At 64.4% G+C, this 17,615-nt stretch carries 17 protein-coding genes; 14 read left to right on the top strand and 3 right to left on the bottom strand.

The features are described from left to right. The first annotated feature begins 302 nt into the window (after positions 1–302). The 12 genes from RAD15_RS36835 to RAD15_RS36780 all read left to right on the top strand — a co-directional run bounded on the left by RAD15_RS36835 (position 303) and on the right by RAD15_RS36780 (position 12,589). Positions 303–620 carry an FtsB family cell division protein gene (locus tag RAD15_RS36835; protein WP_211387139.1) on the top strand — a complete coding sequence of 106 codons (318 nt, stop codon included), beginning with the start codon at positions 303–305 and terminating at the stop codon, positions 618–620. A gap of 216 nt (positions 621–836) precedes the next feature. Further along, positions 837–1,799 carry a GAF domain-containing protein gene (locus RAD15_RS36830; protein ID WP_458183624.1) on the top strand — a complete coding sequence of 321 codons (963 nt, stop codon included), beginning with the start codon at positions 837–839 and terminating at the stop codon, positions 1,797–1,799. 278 nt (positions 1,800–2,077) lie between these two features. Then, positions 2,078–3,595, top strand: coding sequence for an aldehyde dehydrogenase (gene adh / locus RAD15_RS36825; protein WP_458183623.1), 1,518 nt, complete (start codon positions 2,078–2,080; stop codon positions 3,593–3,595). 269 nt (positions 3,596–3,864) lie between these two features. Further along, positions 3,865–4,887 carry a pyruvate dehydrogenase (acetyl-transferring) E1 component subunit alpha gene (gene pdhA / locus RAD15_RS36820; RefSeq protein ID WP_458183622.1) on the top strand — a complete coding sequence of 341 codons (1,023 nt, stop codon included), beginning with the start codon at positions 3,865–3,867 and terminating at the stop codon, positions 4,885–4,887. Positions 4,888–4,916: 29 nt separating this feature from the next. Further along, positions 4,917–6,299: a pyruvate dehydrogenase complex E1 component subunit beta gene (locus RAD15_RS36815; protein WP_458183621.1), complete on the top strand. Its 1,383-nt coding sequence runs from the start codon at positions 4,917–4,919 to the stop codon at positions 6,297–6,299. A 3-nt stretch (positions 6,300–6,302) separates the two neighbouring features. After that, the gene (locus RAD15_RS36810) at positions 6,303–6,605 is read left to right on the top strand and encodes a DUF5076 domain-containing protein (RefSeq protein ID WP_129271681.1); all 303 of its coding nucleotides are present in this window, start codon (positions 6,303–6,305) and stop codon (positions 6,603–6,605) included. Positions 6,606–6,607: 2 nt separating this feature from the next. Then, entirely contained in the window at positions 6,608–7,060 is a 453-nt protein-coding gene (locus RAD15_RS36805) for a nucleoside deaminase (RefSeq protein ID WP_458183620.1), read from the top strand. Between the two features lie 62 nt (positions 7,061–7,122). Continuing rightward, entirely contained in the window at positions 7,123–8,463 is a 1,341-nt protein-coding gene (locus tag RAD15_RS36800) for a pyruvate dehydrogenase complex dihydrolipoamide acetyltransferase (RefSeq protein WP_458183619.1), read from the top strand. A gap of 8 nt (positions 8,464–8,471) precedes the next feature. Beyond that, positions 8,472–8,705: a hypothetical protein gene (locus tag RAD15_RS36795; protein WP_458183618.1), complete on the top strand. Its 234-nt coding sequence runs from the start codon at positions 8,472–8,474 to the stop codon at positions 8,703–8,705. Positions 8,706–8,722: 17 nt separating this feature from the next. Next, positions 8,723–10,144 (top strand): dihydrolipoyl dehydrogenase, encoded by a 1,422-nt coding sequence (gene lpdA / locus RAD15_RS36790; RefSeq protein WP_458183617.1) that lies wholly within the window; start codon positions 8,723–8,725, stop codon positions 10,142–10,144. Positions 10,145–10,288: 144 nt separating this feature from the next. Further along, positions 10,289–11,530 (top strand): threonine synthase, encoded by a 1,242-nt coding sequence (locus tag RAD15_RS36785; RefSeq protein ID WP_458183616.1) that lies wholly within the window; start codon positions 10,289–10,291, stop codon positions 11,528–11,530. Between the two features lie 87 nt (positions 11,531–11,617). Continuing rightward, positions 11,618–12,589 carry a tripartite tricarboxylate transporter substrate binding protein BugD gene (locus RAD15_RS36780; protein WP_458183615.1) on the top strand — a complete coding sequence of 324 codons (972 nt, stop codon included), beginning with the start codon at positions 11,618–11,620 and terminating at the stop codon, positions 12,587–12,589. 53 nt (positions 12,590–12,642) lie between these two features. Here RAD15_RS36780 and RAD15_RS36775 read toward each other — a convergent pair whose 3' ends face one another. The 3 genes from RAD15_RS36775 to RAD15_RS36765 form a co-directional block, all read right to left on the bottom strand. Further along, a complete protein-coding gene (locus tag RAD15_RS36775; RefSeq protein WP_458183614.1) occupies positions 12,643–13,032 on the bottom strand; it encodes a response regulator transcription factor in 390 nt (129 codons plus the stop codon). An 87-nt stretch (positions 13,033–13,119) separates the two neighbouring features. Beyond that, complete coding sequence (locus RAD15_RS36770; RefSeq protein ID WP_458183613.1) at positions 13,120–13,785, bottom strand: response regulator transcription factor; 666 nt, start codon at positions 13,783–13,785, stop codon at positions 13,120–13,122. Beyond that, positions 13,782–16,205, bottom strand: coding sequence for a PAS domain-containing sensor histidine kinase (locus RAD15_RS36765; RefSeq protein WP_458183612.1), 2,424 nt, complete (start codon positions 16,203–16,205; stop codon positions 13,782–13,784). The genes RAD15_RS36770 and RAD15_RS36765 overlap by 4 nt, the downstream gene beginning before the upstream one ends. Positions 16,206–16,921: 716 nt before the next feature. On the opposite strand from RAD15_RS36765, the gene RAD15_RS36760 reads away from it, so the two are divergent. Further along, positions 16,922–17,317, top strand: a complete 396-nt coding sequence (locus RAD15_RS36760; RefSeq protein ID WP_458183611.1) for a hypothetical protein — start codon at positions 16,922–16,924, stop codon at positions 17,315–17,317. Next, positions 17,314–17,502: a hypothetical protein gene (locus RAD15_RS36755; RefSeq protein WP_458183610.1), complete on the top strand. Its 189-nt coding sequence runs from the start codon at positions 17,314–17,316 to the stop codon at positions 17,500–17,502. The genes RAD15_RS36760 and RAD15_RS36755 overlap by 4 nt, the downstream gene beginning before the upstream one ends. Positions 17,503–17,615 lie beyond the last annotated feature (113 nt).

The following is a 17,615-nucleotide window of genomic DNA, read 5'->3' as shown; positions in this document are numbered from 1 at the left end:
TGGTCCGCGCCAACCTCATGCAGCGCCGCCGTATCGACAGCTTGCTCCAACCACCCACGATCAGCCAAGATCAGCCCCAGATGTGCCTAAGTCTGGCTCAAACCTAAACCGGACACCCGTGGGCTTGGCCCGGCCATCCACGTCTTGGCCGCGGCGACGAAGAACGTGGATGCCCGGGCCTTCGCCTCGCCGAAGCGGCTTCGGCCGCGCAGGCGGGACAAGCCCGGGCATGACGATCGTGATTGGTGGCGCGGGGGCGGGCAATTAGCACTCCCTTAACCAACCTGTCCCATCTTCGCTGGATGGTCTCCCGCGCGCGCCTCAAATCGATCCTGACTGGTCTCGCCCTCTATGCGATGGCGGCCGCCATCGTCGGCTATTTCGGCGTCAACGCCTATACCGGCAAATACGGCCTCAACGCCCGCCAGGAACTCGACCAGGAGATCATCGCGCTGACCAGCGAGCTGGCCCAGCTCAAGCGCGAGCGCGCCCGGAGCGAGCAGCGCGTCTCGTTGCTGCGTACGTCGCGGATCGATCCTGACATGCTGGACGAGCGGGCTCGCTTCCAGCTCGACTATGTCAATCCGCATGATCTCGTTCGGATGATCCCCGCGAAGTAGCGCTTTCCGCTGCATTCGAAACCGGCGTCGAAAGCCGCTGTCGAAATCCGACAGATGTGGATCGATTCTACCGAAAGTCGTAGGCTTGGAACCGGCCAGCCGCCTTGACGGCAGCGCCGGAGCGGGCTCATGGCTTTGGCCACCGTCGCTCGAAGTTGACGCAGATCAACCGGGTCGTGCCGGCGCGTTCTAGGCTGCCATCCGGAGGAAACAGTGATGAATGGGTCAATGTCCCGACATCACGCGGCCCGCATTGAGGCCGCCATTGCGTCAGGCCAGGCGGCACGGTCCGCGCTTGTGGCCTCGTGGCGCCGTTCGTCCAGATTGCATCATCTCGATCCCGCAGGCCGCACCTCGGCGATGCGGCTGACCGAAGCCGAGCTGCACCAGGCGCGCGAGCGCATCGCGCCGCTCCTGGCCGCCGCGCGGGGCGCGATGGACCGGCTCTATCAGGCCGTCGGCGCCGCCGGCTGTTGCGTGTTGCTCGCCGACGGCGAGGGCGTGCCGGTCGATCGCCGCGGCACTCCAGCGGACGACGCCACGTTTCAGTCCTGGGGCCTGTGGACCGGCGCGCTCTGGAGCGAGGAGCACGAGGGCACCAATGGCATCGGGACCTGCGTCGTCGAGCAGCGGCCGCTGACGATCGACCGCGACCAGCACTTCTTCACCCGCAACACGCTGCTGAGCTGCACCGCCGTTCCGATCTACGACCATGAAGCGGCGTTCGCGGGCGTGCTCGACGTCTCCTCCTGCCGCGCCGACCGCACCGACGCCTTCGCCAGCCTGATCGCGCTCGCGGCGGGTGAGGCGGCCAAGCGCATCGAGGCCGATCTGTTCCGCAGGGCCTTCGCTCATGCCCGCATCGTGCTGACGGCAGCTGCGGACGGCCAGTGCGGCGGCCTCATTGCGGTCGATGCGGACGACCTCGTGATCGGCGCGACCCGCTCCGCCAGGGCGGCGCTCGGAATCGCGCCCGGCCGGGCATTGCAGCCGATGCCGGCGGCCGATCTGCTCGGCGGCGATACCGCGCGCGACCATCTCGCCGGCGGTCAGCGTGCGGTGTTGCAGCGGGCGCTGCTCCGCGCGGGCGGCAATGTCTCGGCGGCCGCCAAGGCCCTCGGCGTCAGCCGCGCCACGCTGCACAGAAAGCTCAAGCGGTTCGAGCTGAACGCGCACTGAGCTGCGATTTTCCCAGCCGTCATAGCGAGCGCACCGACGCAATCCAGAATCTTTCCACGGAGGGACTCTGGATTGCTTCGCTACGCTCGCAATGACGTGCGGACGCAGCGAATGAGCCATCTGGCCCTGGACTCGCCCACGACCTGTCGCAGAACTGCGACACGTCGCTCCCGCCATCGTTCCCGCCGGGGCTGACAGAAATCGCTTCCCGCGACATCGTCGGCGCAAGTCGCGACCACGCGACGAATTGCGCAAACAGCAAACATCGGGAGTGATCAATGAACAAGGTGGAATTCCTCAACGTCACCAAAGTTCCCTTCGCCGAACGCTACGACAATTTCATCGGCGGCAAATTCGTCGCGCCGATCTCCGGCAAGTATTTCGACAACGCTTCGCCAGTGAACGGCCAGATCGTCTGCAAGATCGCGCGGTCGGACGCGCAGGACGTTGAAGCCGCGCTCGACGCGGCGCATGCCGCGAAGGGCGCCTGGGGCCGCGCCAGCGTCGCCGAGCGCGCCGCGATCCTGAACAAGATCGCCGACCGCATGGAAGAGAATCTCGAGCGCCTCGCCATCGCCGAGACCTGGGACAACGGCAAGCCGATCCGCGAGACCCGCGCAGCCGACATCCCGCTCGCCATCGATCACTTCCGCTATTTCGCCGGCGTCATCCGCGCCCAGGAGGGCTCGATCGGCGAGATCGATCACGACACCATCGCCTATCATTTCCACGAGCCGCTCGGCGTGGTCGGCCAGATCATTCCCTGGAACTTCCCGCTGCTGATGGCCTGCTGGAAGCTGGCGCCTGCGCTCGCCGCCGGCAATTGCGTCGTGCTCAAGCCCGCCGAGCAGACCCCGGCATCGATCATGGTCTGGGCCGAGATCATCGGCGATCTCTTGCCGCCCGGCGTCCTCAACATCGTCAACGGCTTTGGCCTCGAGGCCGGCAAGCCGCTGGCCTCCAGCCCGCGCATCGCCAAGATCGCCTTCACCGGCGAGACCTCGACGGGCCGGCTGATCATGCAATATGCCAGCCAGAATCTCATTCCCGTCACGCTGGAGCTCGGCGGCAAGTCGCCGAACATCTTCTTCAATGACGTCACCGCCGAGGACGACGACTTCTTCGACAAGGCGATCGAAGGCTTCGTCATGTTCGCGTTGAACCAGGGCGAGGTCTGCACCTGTCCGAGCCGCGCGCTGGTCCACGCCGATATCTATGACCGCTTCATGGAGCGGGCTCTGAAGCGCGTCGCCGCGATCAAGCAGGGCGATCCGCGCGAGGCCGACACCATGATCGGTGCGCAGGCCTCCGGCGAGCAGCTGGCGAAGATCCTCTCCTACATCGATATCGGCAAGCAGGAGGGCGCCAAGGTGCTGGCCGGCGGCGGACGCGCGGAGCTCACGGGCGATCTCGCCGGCGGCTTCTACGTCCAGCCGACCGTGTTCGAAGGCCACAACAAGATGCGAATCTTCCAGGAGGAGATCTTTGGCCCCGTCGTCTCGGTCACGACCTTCAAGTCCGACGAGGAGGCGCTCGCGATCGCCAACGACACGCTCTACGGCCTCGGGGCCGGCGTCTGGAGCCGCGACGCCAACCGCTGCTACCGCTTCGGCCGGGCGATCCAGGCCGGGCGGGTCTGGACCAACTGCTACCATGCCTATCCCGCGCATGCGGCCTTCGGCGGCTACAAGCAGTCGGGCGTCGGACGCGAGACCCACAAGATGATGCTCGATCACTACCAGCAGACCAAGAACCTCCTGGTCAGCTACAGCCCGAAGAAGCTCGGCTTCTTCTAAAGAGACAGGAGTGGGCGGCGTCATTTTCGACGCCGCTCATTCCGGCAAACGGGGTTGACTGGCGCTGTGCTTTTTGACGTGGCCCGCGAATCCGCGTCGGGCGCCGCCGGTGATTAAATTTGTTGCCCGATCGGCGCCAAAGATTTTCCAATATTTCGACCACGTTGCAGTGCGGCATAATGAAAGTCGCGCCATGCCGCCGCGGTGCTTTCCAAGGGCGTTTGAGTTGGGTTAGAGAGGGCTGACGTTTTCTCTGACCCGGAATTCCCATGGCCGCACCCAAGAAAGCCGCCGCAACCACTCCACAAGACAAGACCAACGGCGGTTCGCCCCCGGAATTCACCAGAGAGCAGGAGCTCAAGGCGCTCCGCGACATGCTCCTGATCCGGCGGTTCGAGGAAAAGGCCGGCCAGCTCTACGGCATGGGCGCGATCGGCGGTTTCTGCCATCTCTATATCGGCCAGGAGGCCGTGGTGGTCGGCATGCAGATGGCCCTGAAGCAGGGCGATCAGGTCATCACCGGCTATCGCGATCACGGCCACATGCTCGCCACAGGCATGGACGCCAATGGCGTCATGGCCGAGCTCACGGGACGCCGCGGCGGCTATTCCAAGGGCAAGGGCGGCTCCATGCACATGTTCAGCAAGGAGAAGCACTTCTACGGCGGTCACGGCATCGTCGGCGCCCAGGTTTCGCTCGGCACCGGGCTTGCCTTCGCCAATCACTATCGCAGCAACGACAATGTCAGCGTCACCTATTTCGGCGACGGCGCGGCCAACCAGGGCCAGGTCTATGAGAGCTTCAACATGGCGGAGCTCTGGAAGCTGCCGGTGATCTACGTCATCGAGAACAACCGCTACGCCATGGGCACGGCGGTGTCGCGTGCCTCGGCGCAGCAGGATTTCTCCAAGCGCGGCGCGTCCTTCAACATTCCGGGCATGCAGGTCGACGGCATGGACGTCCGCGCCGTGAAGGCCGCGGGCGAGGAGGCGGCGGCCTGGTGCCGTGCCGGCAAGGGCCCCTTCATCCTGGAGATGCAGACCTACCGCTATCGCGGCCACTCGATGTCCGACCCTGCAAAATATCGCACGCGCGAGGAGGTCGAGAAAGTTCGCCACGACCAGGACCCGATCGAGCAGGTGCGCAATCGCCTGCTGGCCGCCAAGGTCAGCGAGCAGGACCTGAAGGCGATCGACGCCGAGGTGCGCGACATTGTCAACGCGTCCGCCGACTTCGCCCAGCATGATCCCGAGCCGGATGCCGCCGAGCTCTGGACCGACGTTTACCGCTGAACGCGCGCAAGCTTTCTTTTGGAGCCGATATGCCAATTCAAGTGCTGATGCCCGCGTTGTCGCCCACGATGGAGAAGGGCAACCTTGCCAAGTGGCTGAAAAAAGAGGGTGAGACGATCAAGTCCGGCGACGTCATCGCCGAGATCGAGACCGACAAGGCGACCATGGAGGTCGAGGCGACCGACGAGGGCACGCTCGGCAAGATCCTGATCCCCGAGGGCACCGCGGATGTCGCGGTGAACACGCCGATCGCGACGATTCTCGCTGACGGCGAGAGCGCGGCCGATCTCGCCAAGGCGCCGGCACCCGCCGCGAAGGCCGCGGAATCCGCAGCCCCCGCCGCTGCCAAGGCCGAGGCGCCTCAGCCGAAGGCCGCGCCCGCGCCGCAGGCCGTCGCCGAGCCCGATCCGGAAGTGCCCGCCGGCACCGAGATGGTGACGCAGACCATCCGCGAAGCCTTGCGCGACGCCATGGCCGAGGAAATGCGCCGTGACGCCGACGTCTTCGTGATGGGCGAGGAAGTTGCCGAATATCAGGGCGCCTACAAGGTGACCCAGGGCCTGCTCCAGGAATTCGGCGCCAAGCGCGTCATCGACACCCCGATCACCGAGCACGGCTTCGCCGGCATCGGCGTCGGCGCCGCGATGACCGGGTTGAAGCCGATCGTCGAGTTCATGACCTTCAACTTCGCCATGCAGGCGATCGACCAGATCATCAACTCCGCCGCCAAGACGCTGTACATGTCCGGCGGCCAGATGGGCTGCTCGATCGTGTTCCGCGGGCCGAACGGCGCCGCCGCCCGCGTCGCAGCCCAGCACAGCCAGGACTACGCGTCCTGGTACTCCAACGTTCCGGGCCTCAAGGTCGTCGCGCCGTTCTCCGCCGCCGACTACAAGGGCCTGCTCAAGGCCGCGATCCGCGATCCCAATCCGGTGATCTTCCTCGAGAATGAGGTGCTCTACGGCCATACCGGCGAAGTGCCCAAGCTCGACGATTTCGTGATCCCGATCGGCAAGGCGCGTATCGTGCGCTCCGGCAGCCATGTCTCGATCATCTCCTGGTCGAACGGCATGACCTACGCGCTGAAGGCCGCCGAGGAGCTTGCCAAGGACGGCATCGAGGCCGAGGTGATCGATCTGCGCACGCTGCGTCCGATGGACACCGAGACCATCATCAACTCCGTGAAGAAGACCGGCCGTGCGGTGACGGTGGAAGAGGGCTGGGCCCAGAGCGGCGTCGGCGCCGAGATTGCCGCGCGCATCATGGAAAACGCCTTCGACTATCTGGACGCGCCGGTTGCCCGCGTGTCCGGCAAGGATGTGCCGATGCCCTATGCCGCGAACCTGGAGAAGCTCGCGCTGCCGTCAGCGGCTGAAGTCGTCGAGGCCGCCAAAGCCGTCTGCTACAGGTAGGCCATGACGGGCCCGAAGGAGCAGCCATTGCCACCCGACGTTCTCGCCCGCGATGATGCGGTCGAGATCCTGCGCGTATTCGTGCTGGACGGCGGGCTGTCGATGGCGTTCCAGCGCGCCTTCGAGGAGCCCGATATGTGGGGGCTCCTGCTCGTCGATCTCGCCCGCCACGCCGCGCGTGCCTATGCGCGCGAGAGCGAATATACCGAAGAGGACGCGCTGAACCGGATCCTGGAGATGTTCCAGGCCGAGATCGAGCGTCCCACGGACACCGGCACCACGACGCCGCGCGGCAAGGGACATTGACCGTGGCGATCGAAGCTCACCATTTCGATTTCATGCTGGAGGCGATCCGCGAGGCGGAGGCCTCGATCGCGCAGGGCGGCCTGCCGATCGGTGCGGTGCTGACGCGCGGCAATGAGATCATCGCCCGCGGTCACAACAACCGCGTGCAGGAGAACAATCCGATCCTTCATGGCGAGATGAGCTGCCTGCGCGAAGCCGGCGCGATCTCGTTCCACGATACCGTCATGTACACCACGCTGTCGCCATGCTCGATGTGTGCCGGTGCGCTCGCGCTGTTCAAGGTCTCGCTGGTGGTGATCGGAGAATCCGTCACCTTCGAGGGATCCAAGGACATCCTCGACAAGTTCGGCATCCCCTGGATCGATCTTGCCGACGACCGCTCCATCACCATGATGAAGAATTGGCGTTCCATCCCTGCCAATGAGCGCCTCTGGCAGGGCGACATCGGCAACTAAACCTGGTCTGTTCGTCTTCGCTTTTGGAGACGACGTTTTGCAAAGTTCTTCTTGAGGTCAGCATGCCCATCAACATCCTGATGCCCGCTCTCTCGCCGACGATGGAGAAGGGCAACCTCGCCAAGTGGCTGAAGAAGGAAGGCGACAAGGTCAAATCCGGCGATGTCATCGCCGAGATCGAGACCGACAAGGCCACCATGGAGGTCGAGGCCATCGACGAGGGCACGATCGCCAAGATCCTGGTGCCCGAGGGTACGCAGGACGTCCCGGTCAACGACGTGATCGCGGTGCTCGCCGGCGAGGGCGAGGACGTGAAGGCGGCTGGCGCCGCCAAGCCCAGCGCGTCGGCCGCACCTCCGAAAGCTGCTGAGGCTCCCGCTGCTGCGCCTGCGCCCGCCGCGCCCAAGGCTGCTCCGCCGCCCGCCGCCGCTCCCGCGCCGCAGGCTGCACCGGCCGCGCAGAGCAACGGCCATGGTGGTCGCGTGTTCTCATCGCCGCTGGCGCGGCGTCTCGCCAAGGACGCCGGCATCGACGTGTCGATGGTCACTGGCACCGGCCCGCACGGCCGCGTCGTCGCGCGCGACGTCGAGCAGGCCAAGTCCGGCAAGGGCCTGAAGGCGCCCGCCGCGGCGCCGTCAGGCGCGCCCTCGATCGCGCCGACCATGTCGGACAAGCAGATCCTGTCGCTGTTCGAGCCCGGCTCCTACGAGATCGTGCCGCACGACGGCATGCGCCGCACCATTGCGCAGCGCCTGACCGCGTCGATCCAGAACGTCCCGCACTTCTACCTCACCATCGACTGCGACATCGGCAAGCTGCTCGCCGCGCGCGAGGAGATCAATGCGGCTGCTCCCAAGGACAAGGAGAAGAAGCCGCTCTACAAGATCTCGGTCAACGACTTCGTCATCAAGGCGATGGCGGTGGCGCTGCAGAAGATCCCGAACTGCAACGTGAGCTGGACCGAAAGCGGCATGGTCAAGCACCACCATTCCGACGTCGGCGTCGCCGTGGCGATGCCCGGCGGCCTGATCACGCCGATCATCCGGAAAGCGGAGACCAAGACGCTGTCGACCATCTCCAACGAGATGAAGGATTTCGCCGCGCGCGCCCGTTCGCGCAAGCTGAAGCCCGAGGAATACCAGGGCGGCACCACCGCCGTCTCCAACCTCGGCATGTTCGGCATCAGCCACTTCACCGCCGTGATCAACCCGCCGCATGCCACGATCCTCGCGGTCGGCACCAGCGAGGAGCGGCCCGTGGTTAGGGGCGGTAAGATTGAGATCGCGCACATGATGAGCGTGACCTTGTCCTGCGATCACCGCGCCATCGACGGCGCGCTCGGCGCCGAGCTGATCGGTGCGTTCAAGCAGCTGATCGAAAATCCCGTCATGATGATGGTCTGAGATGGCGCATGACGACGCGCTGGCCCTGGATCTCGATGCTGGTTTCGCTGATCCTCACGCTCAGCCCGCACGGCCGCGACATCGTTGAAGCCGCCTTCTTCGCCGGTGAAGCGCTGTCGCGCAACATCTGGGCGCCGATCGCACTCACCATCTTCGCCATCATGGCGGCGGTCATTCTCATCGAATGGCTGATCAGAACCTACATTCTCAACCGCCGCGCCCGCGGCGCAACGACCGCTTGAGTTGAACGGGAGCCGCCATGGCCGATACATCCTTCGACGTCATCATCATCGGCTCCGGTCCCGGCGGCTATGTCACCGCGATCCGCGCCGCTCAGCTCGGCCTCAAGACCGCGATCGTCGAGAAGTCGTATCTCGGCGGCATCTGCCTGAACTGGGGCTGCATCCCCACCAAGGCGCTGCTGCGCTCGGCCGAAATCTATCACTACATGCAGCACGCCGGGGATTACGGCCTGTCGGCGGAGAAGGTCTCGTTCGATCCGAAGGCCGTGGTGCAGCGCTCGCGCGGCGTCTCGAAGCGGTTGAACGACGGCGTCGGCTTCCTGATGAAGAAGAACAAGGTGAGCGTGATCTGGGGCGCCGCCTCGATCGACGCGCCCGGCAAGGTCACCGTGAAGAAGTCCGACGTCGAGGGCCCGAAGGGCACGCTGGGCGAGGGGAGCTATCAGGCCAAGCACATCATCATCGCCACCGGCGCGCGGCCGCGCGTGCTGCCGGGGCTCGAGCCCGACAAGAAGCTGATCTGGACCTATTTCGAAGCGATGGTCCCGGAGCGGATGCCGAAGTCGCTGCTGGTGGTCGGCTCTGGCGCGATCGGCATCGAGTTCGCCTCGTTCTTCCACACCATGGGCTCCGACGTGACCGTGGTCGAGGTGCTGCCGCAGATCCTGCCCGTCGAGGACGCCGAGATCGCCGGCCTCGCGCGCAAGCGGCTTGAGAAGCAGGGCATCAAGATCATGTCCTCGACCAAGGTGACCAAGCTGGAGAAGAAGGCCGACAGCGTCGTCGCCACCATCGACGACGGCAAGGGCAAGCCCGTGACCACCGAGTTCGAGCGCGTGATCTCCGCGGTCGGCGTCGTCGGCAACATCGAGAATCTCGGCCTGGAAAAGCTGGGCGTGAAAACCGATCGCGGCTGCATCGTGATCGACGGCTACGGCAAGACCAACGTCCCTGGCATCTACGCCATCGGCGACGTCGCCGGCCCGCCGATGCTCGCGCACAAGGCCGAGCATGAGGGCGTGATCTGCATTGAGGCGATCAAGGGCCTGCATCCGCATCCCATGGACAAGAACATGATCCCGGGCTGCACCTATTGCCATCCGCAGGTCGCTTCCGTCGGCCTGACGGAAGCCAAGGCCAAGGAGAACGGCCGCGAAATCCGCGTCGGCCGCTTCCCCTTCGTCGGCAACGGCAAGGCGATCGCGCTCGGCGAGGACCAGGGCCTGGTGAAGGTGATCTTCGACAAGAAGACCGGCCAGCTGCTCGGCGCCCACATGGTCGGCGCCGAGGTCACCGAATTGATCCAGGGCTACGTCGTCGCCATGAACCTGGAGACCACGGAAGAAGAGCTGATGCACACGGTCTTCCCGCATCCGACGCTGTCGGAGATGATGAAGGAAGCCGTGCTGGATGCGTATGGACGGGTGTTGAATATCTGAGGGACGAGCGCGCCGCCCGCCGCTGTCATTGCGAGCGAAGCGAAGCAATCCAGACTGCCGCTGCAGAAAGATTCTGGATTGCTTCGCTGCGCTCGCAATGACGAGCAGAGAGAGCTGTTTGCAAAATAAGAAGGAAACCACCCCATGCAAGACAACGACAACCTCACCATCGAGCGCCCGACCTTCGTCACCCATCTCGAATGCGCGATGGAGGGCGATCATTACGCCGCCGACCAGGTTCACAATCTCTCCAAGGCCGGCAAGCCGCTGCTTGTGCGCTACGACCTCGCCGGCGTGAAGAAGGCGCTGACCAAGGACGCGCTTAGCCACCGGCCCAGCGACATGTGGCGCTACCGTGAGCTGTTGCCGGTGCGCAAATGCAAGGACATCGTCTCGCTCGGCGAGGTCACGACGCCCCTGATCAGGCTGCCGAAGCTTGGCGCCAAGCTCGGCGGCGGCGAGATCATCGTCAAGGATGAGGGGCGGCTGCCCACCGGCTCGTTCAAGGCGCGCGGCCTCGTGATGGCGGTGTCGATGGGCAAGGCGCTCGGCATCAAGCACATGGCGATGCCGACCAACGGCAATGCCGGCGCGGCGCTCGCGGCCTATGCGACGAGCTGCGGCATCAAGACCACGATCTTCTGCCCGGCCGATACGCCGGAAGTGAATGTCAGCGAGATCGAGCTCCAGGGCGCGACCGTCTACCGCGTCAACGGTTACATCGATGATTGCGGCAAGATCGTCGGCGAGGGCAAGGCCAAGGTTGGCTGGTTCGATACCTCGACGCTCAAGGAGCCGTACCGCATCGAAGGCAAGAAGACGATGGGCCTCGAGCTCGCCGAGCAGCTCGGCTGGGACGTGCCCGACGTGATCTTCTATCCGACCGGCGGCGGCACCGGCCTGATCGGCATGTGGAAGGCCTTCGACGAACTCGAGAAGATCGGCTTCATCGGAAGCAAGCGCCCGCGCATGGTCGCGGTGCAGGCCTCGGGCTGCGCGCCGATGGTGCGCGCCTATGACGCCGGCACCGAGCATGCGACGCGCTGGGAGGACGCCCACACCATCGCGTCGGGCATCCGCGTGCCGCAGGCGATCGGCGATTTTCTCATTCTGCGCGCGGTACGCGAGAGCAAGGGCTTTGCCATCGCTGTGGACGACGACAAGATCTCGTTGGCGCTGAACGAGGTCGCGCGCGAGGAGGGGCTTCTGCTGTGCCCCGAGGGCGCCGCGACCTATGCCGCCTACAAGGAGAGCCTTGCCGACGGCCGTGTCAGCAAGACCGACCGCGTGATGCTGTTCAACTGCGCGACCGGCCTGAAATACCCGCTGCCGCCGGTCACCCGCACGCTCGATCGCCACAAGCCGATCGACTACACGCAGTTCTAGCGCGTCATTTCGTCTCTTCACGAACGATGCCTCTTCCCGTACGCGGGAAGAGATAAAAAACAAGAACGACATCGCTGGGAGAGCACAATGAAGAAGGCGGTCTGGGCCGGGCTGATCGGTATTCTCGCTGCTATCGGCGCCGCGCGCGCCGATGACTATCCCTCGCGGCCCATCACCATCATCGTGCCCTTCGCCGCCGGCGGCCCGTCGGATGCGATGGCGCGGGTGCTCGCCGAACGGATGCGGGTCTCGTTGGGCCACCCCCTGGTGATCGAGAACGTCACCGGCGCGGGCGGCTCGATCGGCGTTGGCCGTGCCGTGCAATCGCCGCCGGACGGCTACACCATCTCCTTCGGCCATCTGGGCACCCATGTCGCCAACGGCGCCGTCTACAAGCTCAATTACGATCTCGTCGCCGATCTCGAACCCGTGGTGCTGCTGCCGAGCAACCCGATGATCGTGGTCAGCAAGAATGCGGTGCCCGCGACCTCGCTGAAAGAGCTGATCGAATGGCTGAAGTCGCGGCCGTCGCCGCCGACTGCCGGCACCGCCGGCGCGGGCTCCGGCAGCCACATCGCCGGCGTCTATTTCGAGAGCGTTTCCGGCATCAAGCTGCAATACGTGCCGTATCGCGGCACCGCGCCTGCGTTAAACGATCTCATCGCCGGCCAGATCGATGTCATCGTCGACCAGACCTCGAACTCCATCAGCCAGGTCCGCGCCGGCACCATCCGCGCCTACGCCATCACCGACAACAAGCGCCTCGCCTCCGCGCCCGACATCCCGACTGCGGACGAGGCGGGCCTGAAGGGCTTCAACATGACGCTGTGGTCGGGACTATGGGTGCCGAAGGGCACGCCGAAGGAGATCGTGACGAAACTCAATGCTGCAGCCGTCGATGCGCTGAACGATCCCGCAGTGAAGAAGCAGCTTGAAAGCCAGGGCCTGGAGATGACGCCCAAGGATCAGCTCACCCCGGAGGCGCTCGGCACCCGCCAGAAGGCCGAGATCGCAAAATGGTGGCCGATCATCAAGGCGGCCAACATCAAGGTGGATTGAGCGTCTCGCGATGGCCGCAGGCGTGAGGACCGGCGGGACGTGGCGCCGCCGCATCACATCGTGGCGTCGCCACCGGGGCCCGACAGGGCGGTCTCCAGGCACTGGATCAGGGTCGGCGTTGAAAACGGCTTGGCGAGAAAGCAGATCGCGCCGGCCCTGAGCGCGCGGTCGCGTACGGCCTCGTCCGGAAAAGCCGTCATGAAGATGAAGGGCGTAATGCGTCCGAGGCCGCGCATATGCGTCAACAGCTCGACGCCGCTCATGACCGACATCTGCACGTCCGCGATCACGCAGCAGGTCGTCTCCAGTTCGGCGGATTGGAGGAATTCGTGAGCCGAACCAAAGGTGTAGACCGTATACCCGCGCGACGTCAGGAGGTTGTTCGTCGCAAGGCGAACGGAGGGATCATCATCAATGACGGAAATGATCGAAGACACTGACAATATGATCGCTCCTGCACGGGGAGCCGCCGGCCGCGGTTCAGCCGCTTGAGGGAAGGTGGGCCACCGGAGCGAGATTGGAAAGCATACTTAGGTTTGCAGATGACCCCTGTTGCGCGGGATTCCGAGCGCGTCGGTCATTCTGACGAGATCGGCCAACGACTTCGCCGCCATCTTCCGCATGATCTGCCCGCGATAGATCTTCACGGTGATCTCGGCCAATCCAAGCTCGGCGGCGACCTGCTTGTTCATCAGACCGGATGCAACCAGGGCGAGTACGTCGCGTTCGCGCGCCGTCAGCCCCTCGAAACGGGATCGCACGCCTGAGATCGATTGCTCGGCATCGCGCCGCTTGCGATCGCGTTCGATCGCCGCCTGCACCGCATCCAGCATGTCCTGGTCGCGCACGGGCTTGGTCAGGAAATCGACGGCACCGCTTTTCATGGCTCTTACGGTCATGGGAATATCGCCGTGACCGGTGATGAAGATGATGGGCGTGTGAATATTGGCCTTGGCGAGGTCGGCCTGGAGGTCGAGGCCACTCGAGCCTGGCAGGCGGATGTCGAGCACAAGGCAACTGGGGACCGCAGGCGGTTTGGCTTCCATGATCTCCGCCGCTGAACTGAAGGCTTCGACCTTGAGACCGACCGATTGAAAGAGATTGGTGAGCGCGCGGCGCATCGACGGATCATCATCGACGATCAGGACGATCGGATCACCGGCGCTCGCCTGGGCCTGCTTGCCATGATCAGTCACGACGTGTCCTTGTGTGGCAAGGGCAGGGCGATCTGGAATGTTGCACCGCTCCCTTCATTTTCAAAGGCCGAAAGCCGGCCCGCATGAGCCTCGATGATCGATCGGCAGATCGAGAGTCCCATTCCCAGACCGCCCGATTTCGTCGTGAAGAAGGGGGTGAAGATGCGTTCCTTGACGTCCTTGCCAAGACCAACACCGCGGTCGGTCACGGTGAGGAGCGCGCGCTCGTCGTCCGTCCGGCTCGAGCGGATCGCCAGCTCGCGCGGGCGGTCGACATTGGCATGCATGGCTTCGATGCCGTTCACCACCAGGTTGATCAGCACCTGCTGAAGCTGGATCCGGTCGCCGCAAATCCTGGGCAGATCGGACGCCAACTCCATTCGCACCGACACCGCATGGATCGCGAGCTCGCGCCGAACCAGCGCCACGGCCTCCCTGACGACCTGGTTGATGTCGAGTGGGACCATTTCGATCTCGGTCTTCTTCGCAAGCGCTCTGATCCGGCGGATCACCTCGCTTGCCCGATTGGCGTCCTCGACAATCCATTCTGCGGAACGGCGCGCGGCCTTCAGGTCGGCGGGGTCGCGGTCAAGCCAACCGATGCAAGCGTCCGCATTGGAGATCACCGCGGCAATGGGCTGGGTGATTTCGTGGGCAATCGAGGTGGTCAGTTCGCCGAGCGTCGTGACGCGGGTGACGTGGGCGAGCTCGCCTTGCGCCTTGCGCAGCGCCTCTTCGGCCTGCTCGACGCGGATCGCCGCCGTGATGTCGCTGCTGACGCCGCGATAGCCGAGAAAATTGCCGGTCGCATCATGGAACGGCTTGCCGCTGGTCCGCACGTAGATTGGAGATCCGTTACCATCCCTGCTGCGGTAGATCAGATCGCGGAACGCAACGTGGGCATCGAGCGCCGCGCGATGCTGTTCCCATTTCTCCGGCTCGAACTCGGCATCGGGCGGAATGTCCCAGCGGGTCAGGCCGATCAGGCCCGTCGGCGCCGCGCTGGAGGTTTCGGCATGCTCCGATATCCTGGTGATGCGGTGGTCCGGCCCGGTCTCCCAGAACCAGTCCGATGCGGTTTCGGCATAGTCGCGGAATCGCTGTTCGGATGTCTTGAGCTCGTCGAACGCCTTATGCAGCGCGTCTTTTGCCGCGAGCTGCTCGGTGACGTCCACGTGCGTGCCGATGATCTCGATCACTTCGCCGTCGCGGCCTATCACCGGATGTCCCTCGCTGTGGACGCGTCTGACCGAACCGTCGGGGCGCGCAATCCGGAAGTCGATCTGGAAAGGCTGCTTTTGCCTGACAGCTACACGTTCCACCTCGACGATCCGCTGAAAGTCCTCCGGCAGGATACGTTGCTGGAAAGCCCGGGCCGGGACGTCGACCTGGTCCGGCTCAAACCCGAACAGGCGGTAGAGTTCAGCCGATCGGTAGGCGAACTCCTGGCGATGAACGTCCCAGGCCCAGCTGCTCGTTTGGCTGAGGCGTTGGGCTTCGGCCAGATAGGCTTCGCTGCGACGCAGCCTCTGTTCCGCTTCCTTTGCAGTCGTGACATCCGTCACCGCCCCGACAAACTCGATGCGCCCCGATTCGTGTCGCACGGCGCGTGCCACGGAATGGAGATATTTGATCGATCCGTTCGGCATCAGCAGGCGGTATTCGTGGTCGAAATCCTCCGCCAGGCGGTAGGCCCGGTCGAGTGTCCTGCGGACCGTATCGCGATCTTCCGGATGGATGCGCCGAAAGGCAAAGCTCAGGGACGGCTTGGTCGCCGGGTCGCATTCGAAGATGCGGAAGGTCTCCCTCGACCAGACCGCCTCTCCGGTCGCGATATTCAAGCCGAAGCTGCCGGTGTGGCTCAATTCCTGTGCCTGGGCGAGGTAGGCCTCGCTCTGCCGCAGGGCATCCTCGGTCTCCCTGCGCTGGGTGATGTTCTCGCAGGCGACCAGCAGGATCGGCGTGCCGTCACCACGCAGCATCGCCTTGGCATTTTCGCGGACCCAGAGCACCGACCCGTCCTTCCGGAACTTGCGAATCTCCCAAGTATGCGACTGGTCCAGGGTCGTAAGGCACAAAGCGACGCATTGACGAACGAAGTCGTGGTCTTCCTCGAAGAAGACGTTCAGCACGGACTGGCCGATCAATTCGGCCGTCGTGTAGCCCAGTTGTGCGGCGCCAAACGTGTTCACGTTGAGCACCGTTCCGGCCGGATCGACCATGAAGTACATGACCGGATTGTGCTCGAACACCTCGCGCCATTGCTTCATGGCGTCACGCAGGTCGGTGCTCTGCCGCGAGGCGTCTGCGACCGCGGACCCGTGCTTCTCGCCGTTGCCGAATGATCGAAGCGCCGCAAGGCCGCCGAGCAGGAATTGTGCGGCCGAAGTCCCGATTTTAGTGATCTGGCCAGGCATCATCGCAAGCGTCCCGGCTCGCTGGCGTCACGGCAAGTAGAGCACTTTGCAATAACAGGGGCAATTCCCTCCGACTAAAGTCGGATTCCCGGCAAAATTCCCGATTGCCGTGCAGCGTGCAGGCGTTGCGCCGTCTCGTTGCGCAGGGGGCGGGGAGGAGGCCCGCAAGACTACGGCACAAACCTACGTATAGCTCGCGCAATCCTAGTTCTAGCTGGAATTTACCTCCGTACAATTGAGCGATGGGTTGCAGGGGACCTAGTCTCACGGCCAATCGAGAGGAGGCAAGTGCGGAGCCCAAATTGCCAAAGGCTCGGTGTGTTGCACCAAAGAGCCAAGCTCTGCGTCCGCCCCCCTGACTTGCCGGATGAATTGGCGGTCACGATTGAGAAGCCGCATTTTCCGTGACGACCGTGGCGACCCGTGCTTGCGCACAAGGAAGCCAGGACCCCTAAGAGGTCAAGAGGAGAGGATGATGTGCGATAGCCCCGAGTACTCCGAGCGCCGACCTGAGTCCAAAGGCTGTGCCGTCTGCGCGGGGAAGTTTGGCCTGATCCGATACTATTCCTGGCGGGCGCCGCTCTGCTCCAGGAAATGTCTCGACCGGTTCAGGGCGCGTCGCGAGCGTGACCGCCGCTGGCTGTTCCGATGTCAGGCGGCGTAAGGATCGGCTGCCGCACCTAGCCCGTCAGGCCATTTCTTCGTCCGGAGGCTGTGAGTTGAACCGTGGCTGCAAGCTCCTGTTGGCGATCGCGCTGCCGCTTCCGCTGGTGACGGGCGTCAAGGCCGATGAAGTCGCACGGGATGGGTCACATCGTCACCATCCGGCTCAGGATCAACTGCTGCACGAGAAGTTCTATTCGGGCTGGCACATGCCGGACAACCCGGTTCTGAGCTGCTGCAACAACGCCGATTGCTACCCGACCGAGGTACGCTACGTCGACGGCAGGATCTACGCGCGGCGCCGGGAAGACGGCAAATACATCCTGATCCCATCCCAGAAGGTCGAACGCAACAGAGACAATCCCGACGGGCGCAACCACATCTGCGCGCCACCGCCGTCCGCCTCGCTGGTCGACACGGTCTACTGCTTCGCGCTGGGAGGTGCCACGTGAGATTCATATTGGTGAACGGCAGGACCCCGTTCCGCAAAACGTCGTGCCTGTGGTGCTGCGAGGAGATCGATGGTGGCTATCTGCGGGACGCCAGGACGCTGCTGCGCTACTGCGGCTACGAGTGCTACGCGCATCATCACGAAGCCGCGCCGTTGACCGAGGGACGTACGCGCGCGGCATCTTGATCAGACAGGTCGGCGAGATGCATCGGAGGATGCGCTTTCGGCAGGGGAGGACACGGCATTGAGATTCATGCTCGTCAATCATGAACATCCCCGCCACGGCGGCGCTTGCAGCG

This window comes from Bradyrhizobium sp. 14AA (assembly GCF_054185205.1).
The sequence above is the reverse complement of the archived record's forward strand: the minus strand, read 5'-3'. Positions and strand labels throughout refer to the sequence as shown.